Annotated in this window: 20 protein-coding genes; 8 read left to right on the top strand and 12 right to left on the bottom strand. The window is 64.5% G+C overall.

Annotated features, from left to right (window positions below; translation table 11 throughout):
• Nucleotides 1-1,242: an efflux RND transporter periplasmic adaptor subunit gene (locus JNB89_RS14215; RefSeq protein ID WP_220362599.1), complete on the top strand. Its 1,242-nt coding sequence runs from the start codon at nt 1-3 to the stop codon at nt 1,240-1,242.
• Nucleotides 1,243-1,261: 19 nt separating this feature from the next.
• Complete coding sequence (locus JNB89_RS14220) at nt 1,262-2,764, top strand: efflux transporter outer membrane subunit (RefSeq protein WP_220362600.1); 1,503 nt, start codon at nt 1,262-1,264, stop codon at nt 2,762-2,764.
• Here JNB89_RS14220 and JNB89_RS14225 read toward each other — a convergent pair.
• The 11 genes from JNB89_RS14225 to JNB89_RS14275 form a co-directional block, all read right to left on the bottom strand.
• Entirely contained in the window at nt 2,739-4,163 is a 1,425-nt protein-coding gene (locus tag JNB89_RS14225) for a heavy metal sensor histidine kinase (RefSeq protein WP_220362601.1), read from the bottom strand. The two genes, JNB89_RS14220 and JNB89_RS14225, sit on opposite strands and share 26 nt — an antisense overlap.
• On the bottom strand, nt 4,163-4,840 hold the full coding sequence (locus tag JNB89_RS14230; RefSeq protein WP_013339657.1) for a heavy metal response regulator transcription factor: 678 nt from the start codon (nt 4,838-4,840) through the stop codon (nt 4,163-4,165). Before JNB89_RS14230 ends, JNB89_RS14225 begins: the two co-directional genes overlap by 1 nt.
• A gap of 188 nt (nt 4,841-5,028) precedes the next feature.
• A complete protein-coding gene (locus JNB89_RS14235) occupies nt 5,029-5,787 on the bottom strand; it encodes a lipoyl protein ligase domain-containing protein (RefSeq protein WP_220362602.1) in 759 nt (252 codons plus the stop codon).
• Between the two features lie 49 nt (nt 5,788-5,836).
• Complete coding sequence (locus tag JNB89_RS14240) at nt 5,837-6,622, bottom strand: SDR family NAD(P)-dependent oxidoreductase (RefSeq protein ID WP_220362603.1); 786 nt, start codon at nt 6,620-6,622, stop codon at nt 5,837-5,839.
• Between the two features lie 104 nt (nt 6,623-6,726).
• Entirely contained in the window at nt 6,727-7,794 is a 1,068-nt protein-coding gene (locus tag JNB89_RS14245; RefSeq protein ID WP_220362604.1) for a 2,3-butanediol dehydrogenase, read from the bottom strand.
• 133 nt (nt 7,795-7,927) lie between these two features.
• Nucleotides 7,928-9,037 carry an acetoin dehydrogenase dihydrolipoyllysine-residue acetyltransferase subunit gene (locus tag JNB89_RS14250; RefSeq protein WP_220362605.1) on the bottom strand — a complete coding sequence of 370 codons (1,110 nt, stop codon included), beginning with the start codon at nt 9,035-9,037 and terminating at the stop codon, nt 7,928-7,930.
• Complete coding sequence (locus JNB89_RS14255) at nt 9,037-10,053, bottom strand: alpha-ketoacid dehydrogenase subunit beta (RefSeq protein ID WP_220362606.1); 1,017 nt, start codon at nt 10,051-10,053, stop codon at nt 9,037-9,039. Before JNB89_RS14255 ends, JNB89_RS14250 begins: the two co-directional genes overlap by 1 nt.
• Nucleotides 10,054-10,106: 53 nt before the next feature.
• The gene (locus tag JNB89_RS14260; protein ID WP_013339663.1) at nt 10,107-11,108 is read right to left on the bottom strand and encodes a thiamine pyrophosphate-dependent dehydrogenase E1 component subunit alpha; all 1,002 of its coding nucleotides are present in this window, start codon (nt 11,106-11,108) and stop codon (nt 10,107-10,109) included.
• A gap of 15 nt (nt 11,109-11,123) precedes the next feature.
• Nucleotides 11,124-12,224 (bottom strand): ATP-NAD kinase family protein, encoded by a 1,101-nt coding sequence (locus JNB89_RS14265; RefSeq protein ID WP_220362607.1) that lies wholly within the window; start codon nt 12,222-12,224, stop codon nt 11,124-11,126.
• 210 nt (nt 12,225-12,434) lie between these two features.
• Complete coding sequence (locus JNB89_RS14270; protein ID WP_220362608.1) at nt 12,435-14,435, bottom strand: sigma-54-dependent Fis family transcriptional regulator; 2,001 nt, start codon at nt 14,433-14,435, stop codon at nt 12,435-12,437.
• Between the two features lie 309 nt (nt 14,436-14,744).
• Nucleotides 14,745-15,647, bottom strand: coding sequence for a LysR substrate-binding domain-containing protein (locus tag JNB89_RS14275; RefSeq protein ID WP_431026589.1), 903 nt, complete (start codon nt 15,645-15,647; stop codon nt 14,745-14,747).
• 109 nt (nt 15,648-15,756) lie between these two features.
• Between JNB89_RS14275 and JNB89_RS14280 the strand changes: the two genes are divergently transcribed.
• The 4 genes from JNB89_RS14280 (at nt 15,757) to JNB89_RS14295 (ending at nt 19,494) form a co-directional block, all read left to right on the top strand.
• On the top strand, nt 15,757-16,902 hold the full coding sequence (locus JNB89_RS14280) for an NAD(P)/FAD-dependent oxidoreductase (RefSeq protein ID WP_220362610.1): 1,146 nt from the start codon (nt 15,757-15,759) through the stop codon (nt 16,900-16,902).
• A complete protein-coding gene (locus JNB89_RS14285; RefSeq protein WP_220362611.1) occupies nt 16,886-17,188 on the top strand; it encodes a (2Fe-2S)-binding protein in 303 nt (100 codons plus the stop codon). Before JNB89_RS14280 ends, JNB89_RS14285 begins: the two co-directional genes overlap by 17 nt.
• The gene (locus tag JNB89_RS14290) at nt 17,185-18,621 is read left to right on the top strand and encodes an NAD(P)/FAD-dependent oxidoreductase (protein WP_220362612.1); all 1,437 of its coding nucleotides are present in this window, start codon (nt 17,185-17,187) and stop codon (nt 18,619-18,621) included. The genes JNB89_RS14285 and JNB89_RS14290 overlap by 4 nt, the downstream gene beginning before the upstream one ends.
• Nucleotides 18,622-18,699: 78 nt before the next feature.
• Nucleotides 18,700-19,494: an ABC transporter substrate-binding protein gene (locus tag JNB89_RS14295; protein WP_431026590.1), complete on the top strand. Its 795-nt coding sequence runs from the start codon at nt 18,700-18,702 to the stop codon at nt 19,492-19,494.
• Nucleotides 19,495-19,617: 123 nt separating this feature from the next.
• On the opposite strand, the gene JNB89_RS14300 is transcribed toward JNB89_RS14295, so the two are convergent.
• Nucleotides 19,618-20,550, bottom strand: a complete 933-nt coding sequence (locus JNB89_RS14300; protein WP_135894059.1) for a LysR family transcriptional regulator — start codon at nt 20,548-20,550, stop codon at nt 19,618-19,620.
• A gap of 101 nt (nt 20,551-20,651) precedes the next feature.
• On the opposite strand from JNB89_RS14300, the gene JNB89_RS14305 reads away from it, so the two are divergent.
• Together JNB89_RS14305 and JNB89_RS14310 are read left to right on the top strand one after the other, a co-directional pair.
• Nucleotides 20,652-21,602, top strand: coding sequence for a ketopantoate reductase family protein (locus JNB89_RS14305; protein WP_220362613.1), 951 nt, complete (start codon nt 20,652-20,654; stop codon nt 21,600-21,602).
• Nucleotides 21,599-21,991 (top strand): VOC family protein, encoded by a 393-nt coding sequence (locus tag JNB89_RS14310; protein WP_220362614.1) that lies wholly within the window; start codon nt 21,599-21,601, stop codon nt 21,989-21,991. The genes JNB89_RS14305 and JNB89_RS14310 overlap by 4 nt, the downstream gene beginning before the upstream one ends.
• Nucleotide 21,992 lies beyond the last annotated feature (1 nt).

Below are 21,992 nucleotides of genomic sequence, written 5' to 3' on the forward strand. Positions count from 1 at the left end.
ATGACTCAGTCCATCCCACCGCAGGACCGCGATGGCCACGCATCGACGGTGCCTGCCGTACCCACGCCCAACGACACCGCCGCGCAAACCACGAAGCGCCGCGCGCTTCTGCTGCCCGGCGCCCTGTTGGCGATTGCAGCGGCCCTGCTCGCAATCGGAATCGTGCCGCGCCTTTATGCGAGCACCGAACTCTCGCAACAGGTTGCAGCACAACGCGAGACGGTTGTCGATGCTATCCGGCCAAAACCGGCGCCGGCTTCGCAGGAACTGCTGTTGCCCGGTTCGGTGATGCCGTATGCCGACGCGTCGATCTATGCGCGCACGAGCGGCTACGTTCGGCACTGGTACGCGGACATCGGCACGAAAGTCCGGGCCGGACAGACGCTCGCCGACATCGAAACGCCGGAGCTCGACGCCCAGTTGCAACAGGCACGCGCCGACGTGGCCACCGCCAAGGCCAACTACGCATTCGCCGACAGCACCGCACGCCGCTGGCAGACGATGTTGCAAACGCAATCGGTGTCGCAACAGGATGCCGATTCAAAGACGAGCGACAGCGCCGCAAAACTCGCCGCGCTCGCGTCGGCGCAGGCCAACGTCGCGCGCTTGAGCGAGCTCGTGTCTTACGAGAAAGTCACCGCGCCGTTCGACGGCGTCGTCACGGTGCGCAACGTCGATGTCGGCGCGCTCGTCACCTCAGGAGGAGCGCCGGGTCTTGCGAGTGCGCCGGGAGAGCTTTTCCACGTCGAGCAGACCGACCGCTTGCGGGTTTACGTGAACGTGCCGCAGGACGATGCCGGCAGCATCAGCACGGGCACGCGGGTTTATCTGACGACCCAGCAGTATCCGGGCCGCTCCTTTGCCGCGACCGTCGCGCGCAGCGCCGACGCAATCGATTCTGTCAGCCGGACGCTGCGCGTGGAGATCGATGTCGACAATCGCGACGGCGCGTTGTTGCCCGGCGCGTACGCGCAGGTTCATCTGGCGTTGCGCACGCAGCACCCCGCGCTCGAACTTCCGGTGAGCGCATTGCTGTTCCGACCCGATGGCGCGACGGTTGCGGTGATCGGACAGGACGGCCGCGCGCATCTGCGCAAGGTGACGATCGGCCGGGACTTCGGCACCTACGTTGAAGTCGCGACCGGCGTCACGTCAACGGACCAGGTGATCGACAATCCGGGCGATGCGCTCGCGGACGGCCAGCCGGTGCGCGTCGCCGCACCCGCGGCACAGCACGGTTAAGCGATTCAGGAGACCGACCATGCTCACTCCTCTTCGTCCATTCGCCCGTCGCAGCGCGGCTATTGTCACTGCCTGCGCGTTGACCGCATGTTCGACGCTGCCTGCCTATCATCAACCGGAAGCGGCCGTGCCCACTCAATACGCAGGTGCGGCGGCGCCCGGCTGGAGCGTCGCTGCGCCAGCCGATGCCGAGCCGCCAGGCCCGTGGTGGACCCTCTTTCACGACGCCGAACTGGACCAGCTCGAAGCGCGCGTCGATGTGTCGAATCAAACCGTGGCGAAAGCGGTAGCGCAACTGCAGGCCGCCCGCGCGATGCTCAACTACCAGCGTGCCGGCTATGCACCCACGGTGACCGCGGGCGCGGCGCAGTCGCGCGCGAGGTTGTCGCAGAACGTGCTCGGACATTCGCTCGCGGGAAAGACTGTGCCCGACTACTCGGTGGGCGTCACCGCGAGCTGGGAACCCGACCTGTTCGGCCGGGTGAAGAATGCGACCGTCTATGCGCGCGACAACGCGCAGGCAAGCGAGGCGGATCTTCAGGCCGTGCGCCTGTCGGTCGCGAGCGACCTCGCAACCGATTACTTCGACCTGCGTTCGCTCGATCGTCAGAAGAAGCTGCTCGACGACAGCGTTACCGCGTATGCCGCGGCCTTGAGGATCGTGCAACAGCAGTTGAAGGACGGTGCGATCGATGCCTCGGCCGTCGCGCAGGCGCAGACGCAACTGGAAAGCACCCGCAGCCAGGACACGGACATCGACGTGCAACGCGCGCAGCTTCAACATGCGATCGCTACGCTGATCGGCGTGCCCGCGTCGTCGTTCACACTGACGAGTGAAGTGAAAAGCGTTGCGTTGCCGCAGATTCCGACCGGCGTTCCATCGCAACTGCTGGAACGCAGGCCGGACATCGCAGCAGCCGAGCGGCGCGTGGCGGCGGCCAATGCTCAGATCGGCGAAGCGCGTGCCGCCTACTATCCCGACCTGACGTTGTCGGCCACTGCGGGACTCGAAAGCACGTTCTTTGCGCCGTGGCTCACGGCGCCCAGCCTGTTCTGGTCGCTGGGCGCGCAACTGGCCGGCACGCTGTTCGACGGCGGCCGTCGCCATGCCGCGTTGCAGGGTGCGAACGCGCAGTACGACAGCGCAGTGGCGGATTACCGGCAGACCGTGCTGAGCGCGTTCCAGCAAGTGGAAGACAACCTGTCCACGCTGACGACGCTGGCTAGCGAAGCGGACAGCCAGCAGCGCGCGACGTCGGCCGCTGAGTTGTCTTTGAAGCTGACAACGAACCGCTATCAGGCAGGAGCCGTGAGCTACCTTGATGTGGTGACCGCGCAAACCATCGCGCTGACGAATGAACGTACGCAGGAACTGATCGAAGCACGGCGGGTTGATGCCAGTGTGCAGTTGCTAAAAGCGCTGGGCGGCGGCTGGCGCCGCACGTCGCTGCATGACACCGGGAGCACGGCGGCGAGCACGCCACCGAACTCGCCGTCTACGCGGCTGCAAACGTCAGGATGAAGCGTGTACCGCTTGCGTCGCTTTCGGCATGCGCGCTGCCGCCGTGCAGTTCCATGATTGTGCGCACAATGGCAAGACCCAACCCCGCGGAGCCGGACGCATTGGGCTCGCTTTTGCGCGACGGGTCCACGCGATAGAAGCGGTCGAACACCCGCTCGAGCAAGGCGGGATCGATCGGCCTGCCTTCGTTCGCCACCGTCACACGCAGCGTATGGGGAGCCTCGGCGGGGCTCTGTGCATCCAATGTGATGATGCCCCCGCGCGGCGTATAGCGGAGCGCATTCGCAAGCAGATTGTTGACCGCGCGCCGGAATAGCTCGACGTCAGCGCGCAACCGGCCCGCGCCTGTTGCGCGAATTTGCACGCCGGCTTCTTCGGCAACGCCCTCGAAGTATTCGGCGATGCGCGAGAGCTCCTGCTGCGCATCGACCTGCGTCAGCGTCTTGACGAACTGCGGGTTCTCGGCACGGGCCAGAAACAGCACGCTTTCGATCATCCGCGACAGGCGTTCGCACTCTTCGAGATTCGATGCGAGCACGGACTGATATTCGTCGGCCGAACGCGGGCGTGACAGCGCGACTTCAGTCGATCCGCGCAGATTGCCAAGCGGCGTGCGCATATCGTGCGCGAGGTCCGCCGTGTATTGCGACATGCGTTCAAAGCCGCCGTGCAGGCGGTCCAGCATCGCATTCAGCGACACGATGAGCGCGGCCAGTTCATTCGGCGCACCGTCGGCTTCGATGCGCGTGTGCAGTTGGTCTACGGTGACCGTGGCCGCGCTCCGGGTCACTGCGCGCAATGGCCGCAACGACTCGCGCACCAGCAACCAGCTCATCAGGAACGCGAGCAGCATGCCCGCGAGACCCGCGACATAGAGCCGCTCGCGATACCGGTCGAGCAGACGCCAGCGGTCCGCCATATTGCGCGCGATGATAATCGTCACCTCGGTGCCGTCGCGCAGCACCGCATCTGCGGCGAGTCCGCGCACCGGCACCCCCTGCGCGGTGCGCCACTCGGCGATGTCGGCCTCGGTGATGCGTTGCGAGGCGCCGACGCGTTTCATGAGCGCGGGCGACGGCGTCGTCGGGTCCGCAATGGCAGCGGTGTTGTGTTCGAACAGCAGCTTGCGCTGCGAATCGCGCACTTCCATGGAGAGCGCGAGGTTGCCCAGCACCTGGCTGGTGAGACGGTCGCCGTGACTGCGCAGTTCGTCGAGCGTATTGAGCTCCTGCGCAAGACGCCGCGTGTGCCGTGCGATCAGCACGATATCCAGGTCGTCCTGCTGCTTGACCTGGCGGTCGAGCGCGAAGTACAGCGCACTGCCGACCAGCGCGAACACGAGCAGCGTCGTGCCCGCGAAAGCGAGTGCAAGCGTGGCGGTCAGCGAGCGCGCGGCCATCAGTCCGGGTCTTTCGCTTCGATTACGTAGCCAACGCCGCGCACGGTCTGGATCAGCTTGACGGGAAAAGCGTCGTCGATCTTCGCGCGCAAGCGGCGAATCGCCACCTCGACGACGTTCGTATCGCTGTCGAAATTCATGTCCCACACGTATGAGGCGATCTGCGTGCGGCTCAGCACCTCGCCCTGACGGCGCACGAGCAGTTGCAGCAGCGAGAATTCGCGGGGCGTCAGATCGATACGCGTTGCGCCGCGTTTCACGCGCCGCCGCTGTATGTCCATCTCCAGATCGCCGACCGCGAGCCTTTCGCTTTCTCGCGGCGGACCGCGCCGCGCCAGCGTGCGCACGCGAGCCAGAAATTCGACAAACGCGAACGGTTTGACGAGGTAATCGTCGCCACCGAGTTCAAGGCCGCGCACGCGGTCGTTCACGTCGTCTCGGGCGGTAAGGAACAGCACCGGAGTGGCATGCGTCGCGCGCAGCACCTTGAGCACGGCCCAGCCGTCCATGGTCGGGAGCATGACGTCGAGCACGATCACGTCGTAGTCCTGCTCCTGAGCGAGCAGAAGGCCCTCCGCGCCGTCGCTGGCAAGGTCGACGGAGAAGCCCGATTCTTCAAGGCCTTTCTTGAGGTATGCACTGGTTTTGGGCTCGTCTTCGACGATCAGGATATGCATTCAACCGCTCCGGCTCGGACTCATTCGTTGGCAGGCGTTAAAAATTCTAATTGGAGTATCTACGCCGCACAATGATCGGATCAGTGCAGGTCGAGCCAAGCGACGGAGCTGCAATGCGATGCAACCGTGGTGCTTCAGCATGCGGGGTGGCGAAGCCTCCCCGCGCCGGCTTCAGTCCGCCACCGCGTTCAATCCTCGTTGCCGACCGGCGGCGGCGCAGCCATTACGCTCGCACGCAGCGCCGCCAGGACCGATTGCATCAGTTCGTCCGGCGGCATCAGCCCTGTTCGGCAAAGCGCCTGCTGTACGCTGATGACGCGCCCGGCTTCGTAATGCCGCCCGCTTCCAATGGCGTCTTCAAAAGCATTGGCGCGCTGATTGATCTCCTGCGGATCGGCGCTGACCAGCAACACCGCATGAGCCAGGACCGCGTACAGCGACGCATGCGCCCCACCCGCGTGCGTTCGCACGGCGCGCCAGTATTGCGCCGTGCCGGCGAGCTTTTGCGCGTCGCCCGGCTGTCCCCAGGCGAGGTTGAAGCGTCCGTCGCAGAACGAGCCTTCCACCGCCTCCCAATGCGTGTGAAGCCCGAATGTGGCCAGCGCGTCGCGCAGGATTTCACACAGATGCCGATAAACCGCCTCGGAATTCCTGCCCGCGCTGCCCCGTACCCGATAGGCGACGCTCAGGTTGAGGATTCCAGGCCCCTGCGGCACGAGCCCACCGCCCGACATGCGTAGAAAAACCGGACATCCCTGCTCCGCAAACTCGGCGCGAGCACGCTCCAAGGCCGCGAAGCGCCGGTAGCTGCGCGGCACCACCAGCGAGCGCGGCGCCTGCCATAAATGCGCGACGCACCGGCCCGTCTCGGCCAGCGACAGCAACTGCGCCTCTGCCGCGAGGGGATCGGTGGTGTCGGCGTCGAAGTGAACAATGTCAAATGGCATAGGCCCCTAAATCGAACTGGCGCAAGCCGGCGCAGCGGTGCTTCGTGGATTAGTGAAACGTAAATCCGCCGTCCACGTTGACGGACTGGCCGGTCACGTTGTCCATCGTCGCGAAGAATAGCGCCATTTGCCCCATGTCCTGTGGCGTCTGCGCACGCCCCTGCGGAATGAGCGTGAGCTGGTGGCGAGCCCACGAGTCCTCCACCGATTCCCCTTCGTTCTTCCACTCGTCGGCGAGGCGGTCCCACATGTAAGTACGCACGATGCCGGGACAAATGGCGTTCACGGTGACACCTTCCTGCGCCACCTCCTTGGCCAACGCGTTGGTAAAGCCGACCACGGCAAATTTGGACGCGCTGTAGTGCGCAAGGTTGGGAAAGCCCTCCTTGCCCGCGATGGAAGCCACGTTGATGATGCGTCCCGAGCGCCGCGCAAGCATCGGCCCCAGCGCTGCCTTGCAGCCGAGGAAGGTGCCTTTGGCATTGACGTCCATTACGAAGTCCCAGTCCTTCTCGGTGAGCTCCGCGACCGGGTGAATGTTGATGACGCCCGCGCAGTTGACCATGATGTCGAGCCCGCCCAATTCGGCCACGGACTGATCGACCATGGCCTGCACCTGCGCAGCGTCCGTCACGTCCACGCGGCGCACCAGCGCCTTGCGGCCGAGACTTCGCACGGCTTGCTGGGTGGCGAGCATCTCGTCCTCCAGCAGATCGGCAATAAGCATGTCGGCGCCCGCCTCGGCCAGCGCCATGACGATGCCACGCCCGATGCCGCGCGCACCACCGGTCACGACGGCCACTTTGCCGGCGAGCGGAAGAGAAGTGTGCTGCATGAATGTCTCCTTGATATGGTGTCCGGGCTGCGGCTCGTTCACGAACGGCCAGGCGACCGGAGGTCCGAACAGGCAGTCATGCCCCTGTCACACGCGAGCCCTGCTTACTTCAGTCTCGGCTGAACGATGATTTTCACGGCCGATTCGTTGTTATGAATCAGGGTGTCGAATCCTTTGCGAATCAGCTCGTCCAGTTGGATGCGTTGCGTGATGAACGGCGCCAGATCGATCTTGCCTTCCTCCACCAGCTTGATGGTTTCCTGATGGTCATTGCAGTACGCAATCGTGCCGCGCACGTCCAACTCCTTCATGACTACGCTGTGCACATTGACAGTTGCCGGATGGCTCCAGATGGATACGATCACCACCACGCCGGTTGGTTTGGTAGCGGCCACCAGCGTGTCCAGAACCTTGTTCACGCTCGAGCATTCGAACGCCACGTCGACGCCCTTGCCGCTGGTGATCTTCATTACTTCCGCGGCCACGTCCACTTCGGACGGGTCGAGGATGTGATCGGCCACGCCGGATTCGCGGGCTTTTTCCTTACGCTTCGCGCTCAGTTCCGTCACGATCACACGCAGGCCCTTGGCTTTGAGAATGGCCGACAGCAAGAGGCCAATCGGACCCGCGCCGCCGACCAAGGCGACATCCCCCGCCTTCGCGCCGCTGCGGGTGTACGCATGGTGGCCGACCGACAGCGGCTCGATCAGCGCGGCCTGATCCAGCGGGATGGCGCTTGAAACCGGATGCACCCAGCGACGCTTGACGGCAATCTTTTCGGCCAGGCCGCCGCCGCGCCCGCCCAGACCGATGAAATTCATGTTCTTCGACAGGTGATAGTTTTCGCCCGGCCCCGTGGGCACGTCGTCGGCCACGATGTAAGGCTCGACCACCACATGCTGGCCAACCTGTATATCGGTCACGCCTTCGCCTACTGCATACACCACGCCCGAGAACTCATGCCCCATGGTGATCGGAGCGGACTCTCCGGAGATCGGATGCGGATGGCCGCATGGCGGAATGAAAATCGGCCCTTCCATGAATTCATGCAGGTCCGTGCCGCAGATGCCGCACCATGCCACGTCGATGCCGACGGTGCCCGGCTCGACAACGGGTTCGGGAATGTCTTCGATGCGAATGTCCCCGCGATCATAAAAACGTGCTGCTTTCATCGTTGCAGATTCTCCGGTTTGTTTTGAATGAGGTGCCCGAGGGCACCTCAGCGTTTTCTTCGTCCGCAACCGACCGGCTCGTCGCGAGGTGCATCGCTTCACAGATTGCCCTCGCGAGCACCGGCCGGCCTCACTAGCCCAGGTGCCGGCGCAGCAGCGCGTTCACCTCGTTGGCCTTTTCCATCTGCGGCATGTGGCCGGCGCCCTCGAGCACTTCCACTACCGCGCCGGCAGGCGCGGCGGCCGCATGGGCGCTGGGAATGATGCGATCCTCGCGGCCCCAAACCACCAGCACCGGCCCGTCGAAGCGGCTGAGCGCCCGGCCGGGCTGCTCGCGTTGCCTGCCGCCGCCGAATAGCTGGGTGCCGAGCGCGCCGAGCGCTTCACCGACACCGTCGAGCCGCTTGTACTTGAGCAGATCGTCCAGAAGCTGTCGGCTTACGAGCGCCGTGTCGTTGAACAGCAGTTCGGCCACGGGCTTGAGTTCGCGGCGCGACTGCGCGCGCACGAAGCCGTCGGTGTATTCGGCGTTGACTTCGTCGCCCAGGCCGGCGCTGCCGATCAGCGCCAGCGAACGGACTTTGCCCGGCGCATCCACCGCCAGTTGCGCGGCCACGCCGCCGCCCATCGAGTGGCCGACCAGATGGGCCGACGGCACATCGATGGCCTCCAGGAAGCGGCCGACGAAGGCGGCCAGTTCCTGCAGCGTCGTGCCCGCGAGCCGCACCTGGGACAGGCCGTGCGCAGGCAGATCGAGCGCGATCACCGGATGGGCCTCAGCCACTGCATCGAGGTTGAAAAGCCAGTTGTTCAGATCGCCGCCGAAGCCGTGGATGAAGAGCACCGGCGTGCCCGACTCCGGCCCACGTCGCGCATAGCGCACACGGATGCCGTCCACCTCCACGTAGTCGAACGCCGGGCCGGCGTCCTCGTCGTCGCCGTCGATGGCGGGCACCTCGAAAGCGGCGATGTATGCATCGATCTCGGCATCGCTTACGTCCATCTCCGCCAGCACGCCAAGCAACGCCTTGACGGGCAGCGTCTCGCCGCTCTGCGCAACGATGCGGCGCAGCAGCCCCGCATCAGGTGCTTCCACCGAGTTGGAAATCTTGTCGGTATCCACGTCGAGCAGCGCCGTTCCAACTTCAATGCGCTCGCCTTCCCGAACCAGCCAGTCCTGCACCGTGCCTTCGCGCATCTCCAGCCCCCACTTGGGCATGACGATCGGGGTAATCGCGGCCATCAGTTCTTCCCTCCTTTCATCGTGCGGCGCGCCGCGTCCGCTATCCGTGCGGCGCTGGGCAGGTACAGGTCTTCGAGCACGGGCGAGAACGGCACCGGCGTATGCGGCGGACAGACCATCTCGATGCCGGCCTTGAGCGCGCCGAACGCATGTTGAGCTACCTGTGCCGAGATATCGGTCGCGATGTTGCAGCGTGGGCTGGCCTCGTCCACCACAACCAGACGGCCCGTGTTCTCGACCGTTTCGAGCACGGTATCGATATCCAGCGGCGACAGCGTGCGCAGATCCACGACCTCCGCTTCAATGCCCTCCGCGGCCAGTGCCGTGGCGGCCTCCAGTGCGCGATGAACCATCAGGCCGTAGGTGACGATAGATACGTGCTTGCCGTCGCGCACGATGTTCGCCTCGCCGAACGGCACCGTGTACGAGCTTTCCGGCACATCGCCTTCGAGGCCGTACAGGTTCTTGTGTTCGCAGAAGATCACCGGATCGTTGTCGCGGATAGCCTGGATCAGCAGCCCCTTGGTGTCATAAGGCGTGGACGGGCACACCACCTTGAGACCCGGAATATGCGTGAACAACGGCGTGAGCATCTGGCTGTGCTGGGCGGCGGCCCGGAAACCGGCGCCGACCATCGCGCGGATCACGACCGGCGTTTCGGCCTTGCCGCCGAACATGTAGCGAAACTTGGCGGCCTGGTTGTAGATCTGGTCGAAGCACACACCCATGAAGTCGATGAACATGAGTTCGGCAATCGGCCGCATGCCGCACGCGGCGGCGCCGATGGCCGCCCCGACGTAAGCGGACTCGGACAGCGGCGTGTCGAGCAGACGGTCGCCATGCTTGGCGTACAGGCCCTTCGTTACGCCGAGCACGCCGCCCCACGCGTCCGTTTCACCGTTCGCGCCGGCGCCGCCGACAATGTCCTCGCCCAGCATGATCACAGTCGGGTCGCGGGTCATTTCCTGGTCGATCGCTTCATTGATCGCCAGCTTCATACTCAGTTTTCTGGCCATGATGGAGTCTCCTGATGGATGGAATTATTGGATGGGTCGTCGCACGGTGATTTCTAGTAGCTGACGTAGACGTCCGCGAGCAGATCGTCGGGGCCCGGCAGCGGGGCCGCCTTGGCCTCCACGACCGAATGCTCGATCAACGCCGCGACTTCGCGATCAATCGCATCCAGTGCGTCGCGCGTAATCACTTCCGCCCGCACCACCGTTTGCACGAACTTCTTGATGCAATCCTTGTTGCTGCGAATGTCGTCGAGTTCGCCGGGGCCGCGATAAGTCTGTGCATCCCCTTCGAAGTGGCCGAAGAAGCGCACCGTCTTGCATTCGAGCAACGACGGGCCGCCGCCTTCGCGCGCGCGCCGGATGACTTCGCCCGCGGCCTCGTACACGGCGAAGAAGTCGGTGCCGTCCACCGTCACGCCAGGAATGCCGAAGCCGGCTGCGCGATCCACATAGCTGTCCACGGCCGTGCCGTATTCGCGCGCAGTGGATTCGGCGTAGCCGTTGTTCTCGATCACGAAGATCACCGGCAAATTCCAGACTGCCGCCAGGTTCAGGCTTTCGAGAACCGTGCCCTGGTTCGACGCGCCGTCGCCGCAAAAGGTAATGCCCACCTCGCCTTTGCCGCGGAACCTGGCGGCCAGCGCCGCGCCGCAGATCAACGGCGCACCGGCACCGAGAATGCCATTGGCGCCCATCATTCCCTTCGACAGATCCGCGATATGCATCGAGCCGCCCTTGCCGTTGCAGGAGCCGCCTTTACGACCGTAGATCTCCTTCATCATTGCCACGGGGTCCACACCCTTGGCGATGCAATGGCCATGTCCGCGATGCGTGCTCGCAATGCGATCGCCGTCACCCAGGTGATGCAGGATGCCGACGCCGGTCGCTTCCTCGCCGGCATAGAGGTGAACGAAGCCAGGAATGTCGCCACGGCCAAAGTCGACGTGCAGCCGCTCCTCGAACTCGCGGATCGTGCGCATCTTTCGATAGACCGCGAGCAGCGCCTCCTTGTCCAGGGGCAGCCGGGCCTGCCCTGCATCGATGTCTGCTTGCATGTTTGTCTCCTTTTTTCAGGTTTGGGGGGTGAAGAGGCGGAATTCGGGATCGGACAGGGCCGCGCCCGCGGCGCGGCGCATCAGGTGCGCGTCAGCGGCGTAGCTCATGCACGCGGCCACGTCGATGCTGGAAAAAGCGTTTTCCTGCAGCATCATGAATACTTCGTCATCCTTATCGAACGCCAGCTCGCGCTCGCCGTCGAGTGCGACGATGCCGGCGCCGTGCTGCACACGCTCTGGCACGGCATGCTCGAGGCGGTGCCAGCAGGCGACCGGCACCGACCGCATCAGTCCGGGCGCAATGGGCGCCATCAGCTCGAACGCGCATTGCCCGTGTCGGCCCAGTTCGATGGCGAGGCCACCGCGTTCGTGCCGGCCGACCGGTTCGAGCAGGCCCGCGATCGCGGACAGGCCGATTGCCTGCGGACTCGCATATGACACATACACCGCCGTCAGCATGTCGGTCTTCCACACCGCGCGTGCGCCGATGTATTGCTCGCGGGAGATGACCGCGTCGACCAGTGCGATATCCGTGTGCACCGCACCGTTGGGCTCGCGAATCGTCACTTCGAGGCGCTTGTTACTCGCGAGCGCGCACCGCGCCGGAATGCGCCCGCTTGCGAACAGCGCGGTAGCCAGCCCGGTGATAGTGGGCTCGCGCATTTCTGGAAAAGCGTTGTTGGTACCGGTGGAAAGCCCGACGATCGGCACGTCGCCGCACTCGCGGACCACCGCGCGATGCGTGCCGTCACCGCCGAGGACCACGATAGCCGCCACACCGGCCTCTCGCATCATTCGTGCGGCGCACAACGTGTCGTCCACGCTGCCGGTGACAGCCATGTTCAGATAATCGACCGCCGCCAGCGTGGCGTCAGGCCCAAAAGAGCGCGCAAGGTGCCGCTGCAGCATGGCCCGCAACCCTTCCCGATCCGGCATCATCAGCACTCGGCCAACGCCGCCTGCGGCCAGCGCAGACAGCAGCCGCAGCACGATATTCACGCGATCGGCCAGTTGCAGGCTGTTCGCGTTTGCGATGACCCGACGGATGTCGCGTGCCGAAACGGGATTGGCGATGATGCCGACCAGCGGCGAACGAACCGGCGCAGGTTCGCGCATGCCTGTCTCCTGATGTACTTGTTTTGACAGGCCCACCTACTGCAACTGCTATGCCAATGACGTGTCGATCCAATCGGACAGAAAACCCAGGTGATAACCCGGAGATAAGGGCGCGAAATGTACAGACGCGGCAGGGTGCCGTGACAGGTGTCACACGTGCAGTTGCATCATGCTGGACACGCGTATCGGCGGCACGCGGCAGCCGCGCAGTCAGCGCGAGATATCGCCTGCTTTGGCGTCGCTGCGGTTAGGCGACTGAATCCCGTAGCGCGCCATGCGGCGGTACAGTGTCATGCGGCTGATACCGATCTCGCGCGCGACGGCACTCAGGTTCCAGCCCGCGGCACGCAGGTGCTGCATGAGCACGATGCCCTCGGGCGGCAACGTGTTTCCTTGCGACACATGGGCCGGATGCGCGGCCGGATCGGAACACGCAGGCTCCGCGACGGTTTCCTTTGCTGTGTCGCCTATGCCTTCGGGGAGGTCATCCGCTTCGATGTGTTTGTGGCTGCAAACCGCCCTCGCATATTCGAGCGCATTGCGCAGTTCGCGCAGGTTGCCCGGCCAGCGGTGCCGATGCAGCCGCGCACGCGCCGCTTCCGAAATCGTGAAGCCGGACCCTGCCTCCGGCACGGCGAGCAGCTTCTGCACCAGCCAGTCCAGATCGCTGCGCTCGCGCAGCGGCGGCAGTACGAGGCGCGCGCCGTTGAGACGGTAGTACAGGTCCTCGCGAAACCGCCCGGTGCTGATCAACTGGTCGAGCGGATGGTGGGTGGCCGAAATCACCCGCACGTCGACAGGCACGGGACGCGAAGCGCCGATCGCCAGCACCTCGCCTTCGGACAGCACGCGGAGTAGACGCGACTGCAGCTCGCGCGGCATGTCGCCAATCTCGTCGAGAAATAGCGTGCCGCCGTTGGCCTCCTCGATCAGGCCGCGCTTCGGTTTCGAACCGGCGCCCGAGAAGCTGTTGGGCAGATGTCCGAACAGTTCGCTCTCGATCAGCGCTTCAGGGATCGCCGCGCAGTTGACTGCGATGAACGGCCCATTGCGACGTGAGCTGGCTCGATGCAGTGCCTTGGCCAGAAATTCCTTGCCGCTACCGGTCTCGCCGTTGATCAGTAGATTGATGGGCGAATCGATCAGCCTGGCAGCACGCTGCAACTGCTGCTGTAATGCCGCGTCCCCACCGCATAGCGCGGCCAGCACGGCTGGCAGCGGCGGCGCTACGTCGTCCTGCATCGGATGATGCAAGCGCAGCACGGGCGGCATCACGCTCAAATACAGCCGTTTCCCGCTACGGCTTAACCGCAGCACGCGCTGCTCGCTGGGCCGCGAATAAACAAAGCGGCCCAGGTCTTCAGCGCGTGCATCAAACAGCTCGTCGAATCGCATGCCGAGCAGAGACTGGCCCATGGTCTCGACGCCCGGCTCGGCTATCAGCATTTGCTGCGCACGGCGGTTATGGCCGGAGATCCGGCCGCCGGCGTCGAGCGCGATCAGATACTCCGGATTGACATCGAGAAACTCGGGAGCCGGACTGAGCTTGAGCATCCAGTCCTGCCGGTGCCGGCGCAGGAAATTGGCGTCCTCGATGCGGTTCGCGTACATGCGCACCAGTTGCAACGCAAGCATCTGACTGTATTTGGCCTGCGGTGAACACAGTGCAGAGATGTCGAGAATCGCGTTGAGCTGGCCATACGAATCGAACAGCGGCGCAGCGGTGCAGGTCAATGGAATGTGCGTCGCATCAAAATGGTCGTCCTGATGTACTGTCAGAGCCTGGCCCGTCGCGAGCGCAGTACCCACCGCACAGGTGCCCGCGCCGTTCTCACTCCATTCGGCGCCCAGATAGAGGCCGGCGCGGCGCAGCGCTGCGTCCGTATTGGCATCGCCGCGAAAGTCGACAGTGACGCCGTCGGCATCGGTCAACAGGACCACGTAGCCCATTCCTCCCACCTGGCTATACAAGGTGTCGAGGCCGTGACGGGCGATCCGCGTGAAATCGTCGATACGTTGCTGATGTTCGCGCAAGCGGAACTGCGGCAGGATGCGTGCCTCCCGCATGCGGGCAGGATCAAGACCGTACTGGTGCACGCAACGCTGCCACGAAGTCTGGATGATCGCATCGTGCGCGCGTGCGCCTGCCGCCGATCCACTGGTGGTCGTCAGGAGGACTGTTTCGATGTGCTCGCGTTGCAACTGGTCCATCGCTGTCTCCTGTGTATCAGGTGCCTCATACGGAGTGCGAAGGCGCTGGCGGGCAAGCCACTCTGGCTTGGCGTGTCATGCAGTTCTTCTGAGCACATCTTCGCTACCCCAGTCGGGGCTGTTATCGAGTCGGCATCATCGTTTCGGAAACGGCTGGAGCGGGCCGCCACCGGCCGGGCCAGCCGATGGGGCTCGTTAAAGCCAAAATGCACCGATGCCGACTTGATAATGTATCCGACCGCGACTGGATTGTGCAAACTGGGATTCGGTGCTAATCACGTCGCCGCGCTTCACCGGTTTTCGACGGCTTTACCGGTGCAGCCCCGTCAGACTCACAAACGCGTCGCGCATGTCCTTGCAGAATTTCTCGGCCACGACGGACATTGGTTGCTGTGGGTTGGTCACGATATAGAAGTGATCCGCCACCGCCGGCGTGAACGGCTTAACCACAACCCGGGCACTCGCATACGCCGCAGTGACCGGGTCAATGAGCGCTACCCCTGCACCGTTTGCCACCAGCGCGACAATCGCTTGAGAAAGCTGCGCCTCGATCACGAGGTCGCGCGTCACTCCCGCGTCGACGAAGACCCTGTCGATCACGCTGCGCGCATCGAAGCTCTGCGGAAATGAAATAAAGCGTTCGCCTCGCAGGTCGGCGGGACCAAGCGAACTTTTGCGCGCGAGCCGATGCCCGCGTGGAACGATGCACTTCATCCACACATTCGGCAGCCGCTCGCTTTTTACAGCGGGATGCGGAATCGGTTCTGCAATCAGGCCCACGTCGCATAGACCGGAGGCGACCTTCTCGACCACCGTCGTTGCACTGTGTGCAAGCAGACTGACGTCGATGCCTGCATGACGCTCGACAAAACGCGCAATGACCGCCGGCAACAGGTCGAGCGCGACCGCAGGCGAGCCCGCCACGCGCAAAGACCCGCGCCGCATCGAGCGGATCTGCTGGGCGACCTGCGCAATGCGGTCCATCCCGACGAATGCGCGCTCTACTTCCTCGAACAGCACACGGGCTTCGGCCGTCGGCACGAGCCGGCCCTGCTGCCGATCGAACAGCACGAAGCCAATGCGGGTTTCCAGATCGGCGAGAAGCCGGCTCACCGCCGGCTGCGAAACATGCAGCGATTCAGCGGCACGCGTTACCGTATGCCGCTGCATCACGGCGCGAAATGCTTCGACCTGGCGAATTTTGAAGTCCATCGTGTCCATAACATCGGATTATAGCCAACCGAAAAAACGTCATTTGACGAAAGATTTTGCCGCGGACACAGTGCGTCTGAAGTCATCAGACACGCAGGAAACTCTTTTTATGCAGCATCAGCAGGCCCATAACACAGTGCGCCGATTCGACGTGGTCGTCGCGGGAGGCGGACTCGTCGGCATGGCCATCGCGTATGGCCTCGCGCGCGCCAATCTGCGCGTCGCCGTATGCGACGGCGCCGACTCCGCGCACCGTGCGGCGCGCGGCAATTTCGGGCTCGTCTGGGTGCAGGGCAAGGGCGGTCGCTGTCTGCCGTACGCACAGTGGTCGCGGGAATCGTCCGAGCGTTGGGGCGCGTTCGCCCGGCAGTTGCAGAACGAAACCGGTGTCGACGCCGGTTTCGAGCGGCCCGGCGGAATCGAACTTTGCGAAACGGTCGAACAACTCGAAGCCGGACGACAACTGCTGGAGTCGATTCGCGCGCAAGACCCGTCGCTGGTCTACGACGTACTCGATGCAAAGGCACTGAAGGCGCGTGTGCCCGCTGCATCTGAGGCGCTGGCGGGCGCGTTGTATTCGCCGCACGACGGCCACGCGAGTCCGCTCTACACGCTGCGCGCGATGCAACAGGCGTTCGTGCTTCGCGGCGGAACCTATCTGCCGCGCGACGAAGTGCGCGAAATCCGGCGACGTGCCGCACGTTTCGAAGTCGAGACCGCGAGCGGAATACTCGAGACAGAGCGCGTGGTACTTGCCGCCGGACTGGATAACGCGCGACTCGCGCCGATGGTCGGCATGCATGCGCCGATCACGCCATTGCGCGGGCAGATCATGGTCACGGAACGGTTAGCGCCGTTTCTCGACTATCCGACGCTGGTCGTGCGGCAAACTCCCGAGGGCTCCGTTCTGCTCGGCGACTCGGCGGAGGCCGTCGGCTTCGACGACGGTCAGACGCGCGCGGTGATGGCCGACATCGCGCGACGCGCCCGCACCGCATTTCCGCTGCTCGCGCATGCGCGCATCGTGCGCTCGTGGGGAGCGCTGCGCATCATGACGCCGGACGGGCTGCCCGTCTACGAAGAATCGCGCGTGCATCCCGGCGCATTCATCGCGATCTGCCATAGCGGCGTGACGCTCGCCGCCGCCCACGCGGACGTGATCGCGCCATGGATCGCGGGCGGCGACAAGCCCTCGATTCTCGACCCCTTCGTCGCGACCCGCTTTTCGAATCAGAACGATGTCCACGCTCTTTGAATCTCTCGACACCTTGCCGTCGCCCACGGTCCGTATTGCGATCGACGGCACTCACCGGCACGTGCCGTCGCACTACACGATTGCCGCGGCCCTGCTCGAAGGCGCGATGCCCGCATGCCGGACGACGCCCGTGAGCGGCGCGCCACGGGGCCCGTTTTGCATGATGGGTGTGTGTTTCGACTGCCTCGTGGAAGTCGACGGCGTGCCGAATGTGCAGGCGTGCATGACGCGTGTGCGCGACGGCATGCAGGTCCGCGCGATGGCGGGCAAGGCGAGGCTCGCATGACGCAACTCCAATGCGATCTGCTGATCGTCGGTGCCGGTCCGGCGGGCATGTCCGCCGCAATCGAAGCACGCGCAGCGGGTCTGAACGTCGCCATTGCGGACGAAGGCGAAGCACCCGGTGGCCAGATCTATCGCAACGCCGCGCAATCGCCTCTCGCCGATGCACGCGTCCTCGGCGCCGACTATCTCGCGGGGCACGCGTTAATCGAGCGTTTTGCCGGCTGCGGCGCAACGTATCTTGCGCGCTCCGTGGTCTGGCAGATCGCGCACGAAAACCGCCAGGTCATCGCGATGCTCACGCGCAGACCGCATGACGCGACAGGCGGCACGCTCGAAGTGGCTGCCCGCGCCGTGCTCATCGCTACCGGCGCGCAGGAACGGCCGTGGCCCGTGCGCGGCTGGACGCTGCCGGGCGTGATGGGCGTCGGCGCGGCGCAGACGCTGCTCAAATCGTCGGGGCTCGCGCCCGCCCAGGACGCCGTGCTCGCGGGCAGCGGACCGCTCTTGTGGCTCTTCGCGTCGCAATTGCTCGCGGCCGGACGGCGGGTGCGCGCCATCATCGACACGACGCCGCGCGATGCATGGCGCGCGGCGCTGCCGCACGCGTTGCCCGCGCTCGCGGGCGCGGACTATCTGCTCAAGGGTTGGCGCATGCTGCGCGCGGTGAAACGCTCCGGCATTCCCGTCTATCGCGGCGCGAGCGGCTTGTCGATCGAAGGCGATGCGCGTGCGGAGCGCGTCGGCTTTGTCGATGCAAGCGGTGCGCGGCAGGTGATCGACACATCGCTCGTGCTGCTGCATCAAGGTGTGATTCCGTCTACGCAACTGCCCCGCTCGCTCGGCTGCGAGCACGAATGGGATGCGTCGTCCGCATGCTGGCGCCCGCGCACCGATGCGCGCGGGCGTAGCAGCATTGCGCAGGTGTGGATTGCCGGCGACGGTGCGGGCATTGGCGGCGCGAAAGCCGCCACGTTCGCAGGCACGCTCGCGGCGCTCGACATCGCACGCGAGCTCGACGCGGCATGGCACGACACGCGCCGCGCACCCGCGCAACGCGCATTGACCCGCCATCTTGCCGTACGCCCGTTGCTCGACGCGCTGTACACACCGCCTCTCGCGCTGCGCCGTCCCGACGACGACGTGACCGTATGCCGTTGCGAAGAAGTCAGCGCGGGCGAGATCCGGCGCATCGCAGCGCTCGGCTGCCAGGGACCGAATCAGATGAAGGCATTCTCGCGCTGCGGAATGGGCCCCTGTCAGGGCCGCTGGTGCGGCACGACCGTGGGCGAACTGATCGCGCAGGTGCAGCACCGCAGCGTAGCCGACGTCGGCTATTACCGCATTCGCGCACCGATCAAACCCGTCACCGTCGACGAGATCGCCGATTCGATCACGCTCGACGACGACTTCGAACGCGGCGAATTTCCGAGCTGATCGGAACCCCGTCGCTTGCTCACAATTTGCAACCCCGGAAACGGCCTTCACGACCCACACCAACCACTCACCGCTTCTATGAAAATCCCACGCGCAAACACGATGTTGACCGCTGTCGCCCTCGCCCTCATGGCTACGAGCACGATGGCGACGGCCAAGGAATGGACCACGATCCGAGTCGGCGTCGATCCGACCTATCCGCCTTTCGAGTCGGTCGCCAAGGACGGCACCGTCGAGGGCTTCGATGTCGATCTCGGCAATGCGCTGTGCGCGAAGCTGAAAGCGAAATGCGTGTGGGTGCAAAGTAGTTTTGACGGCCTCATCCCTGGACTGCAATCACGCAAGTTCGACGTGATCCTGTCGTCGATGGCCGCGAACGAAAAGCGCCGTCAACAGATCGACTTCACCGCACGGCTTTACCGCAACCAGACACGGTTGATCGCGAAGGAAAGCGCTCACCTGCTGCCCGAAGCGTCGAAACTCGCGGGCAAGCGCGTCGCGGTCGAGCAAGGCACGGTGCAGGAAACCTATGCGCGGCAGAAGTGGGCCGCGTCCGGTGTCGAGGTGGTCGCGTATCCGAGTTATGACCAGGCCTATTCGGATCTGACCGCCGGCCGTGTCGACGCGGTTCTGATGGATGCGGTACAAGGCAGACTCGGCTTTTTGAATACTCCGGCAGGCAAAGGCTATGCGTTCGCCGGCGATGTCGTGTACGACGCGAAGATCATGGGCGATGGCGATGCCGCCGGCGTGCGCAAGTCGGACCCGGATCTGCGCGATGCACTGAATGGCGCTATCGCGGAGATGTTGCGCGATGGAACGTATCGAAAGATTGAAGCGAAGTACTTCGATTTCGATATGTACGGGAAGTGATGAATCTCGCTTTGTCGGACTAGACTTCTTTTCTGCAGCGGGTAGCGATACAGGAGCGGCTGGAGTCCGCATTGTCCGACGCTTTCGTGAACGAGGCTGGGCGAAGCCGCGCTCGGCGTCGGCCTATCCGGCCACATGTTCCGATGCGCTACCTGAGCGGCCGAACAGCCGTGCGACGACAGAGCGTAGCCATCTATTACCCGCCTCCTGATGGTAGCGCGGGTGCCAGTGTTGCCGTACCGCGAAACCCTCGACGGGAATCGGGCACGAATGGACCGCGAGATCGCTCGCCTGGGCCAGCGTCTCGCCGATATGGCGCGGCAAAGTGGTGATCAGATCAGTGTGTTGCACGATCGTGCCGAGCCCGAGGAAACCAGGCAATTCAAGCACTACGCGCCGTTCGATGCGTCCGCGCAGCAGCGCCTGTTCGAGCAGCGCCGTGCCTGTTCCTGCCGTGATCGCAATATGGCCTTCCCTGCAATACGCGTTGACGCTCATCCGCTTCTTAATGCGCGGATGATGGCGATTGGCGAGGCAAACCCAATCCTGCTCGTAAAGCTGCTGCTGATAAATGCCGCCGGTGAGCCATGGCACGTAGCCGATCGCGAGATCGGCCTCGCCCGATCCGAGCGCGCGCTCCGTATTGCCGTCTATCCGCGCGGCCTCCAGCCGCACGCCCGGCGCCTGCGCGCGCACATGCGCCAGCAGGCGCGGCAGCAAGGTCACGTGGCTCGCATCCGTCATGCAGATACGAAAGCGCCGCTGCGCGGTGCCGGGATCGAACGCCACTTCCCACGCGGACAGGCGCCGCAGCGATTCCAGGATTTCCCGGCATGGACCGATCAGCGCATCGGCTTGCGGAGTCGGCGCCATGCCTGCGGGTGTACGAATGAAAAGCGGATCGTGCAGATGTTCCCGCAAACGCGCGAGCCAGATGCTGATGGTCGGCTGGCTCTGGCCGAGCTGCTCGGCCACGCGCGTGACGCTGCGCGTGTCGTAAAGCAGGTCGAACAACTGCAGCAGTTTGAGTTCAGGCAGCTCGGTCGGAATTGTCACAGGTCACCATTATTGCGTGAGGCAATAACGTCATTGTAGCCATTGCATTGCGACATCGGGCGACGCCTCTTATCGTGACGTCACACGTTAAGGAGACGCTCTTGAAAATTGCGATTCTGGGTGCCGGCGCGCTAGGCTGCGCGATCGGCGCGACGCTCACCGAAGGCGGTCACGAGACCTGGCTGATCGACCGGTCGGCCGCTCACGTCGAGGCCATGCGAAGCCATGGCCTGCGCGTCGACGACGCCCGCGGTTCGCGCCAGGTGGAAGTCCGCGCGAGCACCAACCCGAGCGAGGTTGGACCGGCGGAACTCGTCATTGTGCTCGTCAAATCGTTCCATACGGACACGGCAATCCGCGGCGCGCTGCCGCTGGTCGGACCCGACACGCTGGTGCTGTCGCTGCAGAACGGCCTCGGCCACGAAGACATCCTTGCAGACGCGGTGGGCCGCGAACGGGTACTGGCGGGCAAAACTTACGTGGGCGGCGTACTGCGGGGCGCGGCGCATATCGAGTCGGGCGTCGTGGGCAAACACACGATCATTGGCGAACTGGATGGACGCGTGACGGATCGCGTTCGCCGCGTTGCCGACGCATTCAATGGTGCCGGTCTCACGACGCAGGTCAGCGACAATATCGTCGGCACGATGTGGGACAAGCTGCTGGTGAATGTGGCAACCGGCGCGCTGACCGGCATCACGTCGCTCACCTACGGCCAGCTGTATGAAGAGCCTTTGCTCAAGGCCACATCGCTCGCGGCCGTGGCTGAAGCGATCGCGGTCGCGCAGGCCGCGGGCGTCACGCTTTCGATGACGGATCCCGAGCAGGCGTGGACGCTCGCGGCGCAGGGGCTGCCTGCTGCGTTCAAGACCTCGATGCTGCAAAGCCTGGAAAAAGGCTCGGCAACCGAAATCGACTTCATCAACGGCTCGGTCGTGCGCTGGGGCGCGCGGCACGGCGTGCCGACGCCGGTCAACGCGACGCTCGTCGCGTGCATCAAGGGCATCGAACGCGCGATGGCCGATCGCCAGAATGCGGGGAGTCACGTATGAGCGCGCCGAAAGCGTATCTCGAACACGTCGCGGTATTCGTGCGCGACATCCACTGGCACATCCGCTTTTTCGAGGACGTGTTCGGCATGACGATGCGCGAGGTCGACGGCACGCCTGAAGCGCCACGCCAGTACTGGACGCTCGGCGGCATGCAGTTCATCGCCATGCCGGACTTCGCGGGACCGGAAGGACGTCTCGCTCATCTCGGCATCATGTGCGAGGACGTCGAGGCGGCGCTTACCGCCGCCCGCCGCTACGACGTGCAGCCGATGCCGCAAGGCCCGAACTGGCTGCGTTTGCCCGATGGCCTCGCGCTCGAATTCATTCAGGCGAGACCCGCGCGCTGCGTCGCGCAGGCGCTTTCCATCGACCCGCGCTCGGAGGTATGAC

This window comes from Paraburkholderia phenoliruptrix, assembly GCF_019511605.1.
In the GTDB taxonomy this organism is placed as follows: Bacteria; Pseudomonadota; Gammaproteobacteria; order Burkholderiales; family Burkholderiaceae; genus Paraburkholderia; species Paraburkholderia phenoliruptrix_A.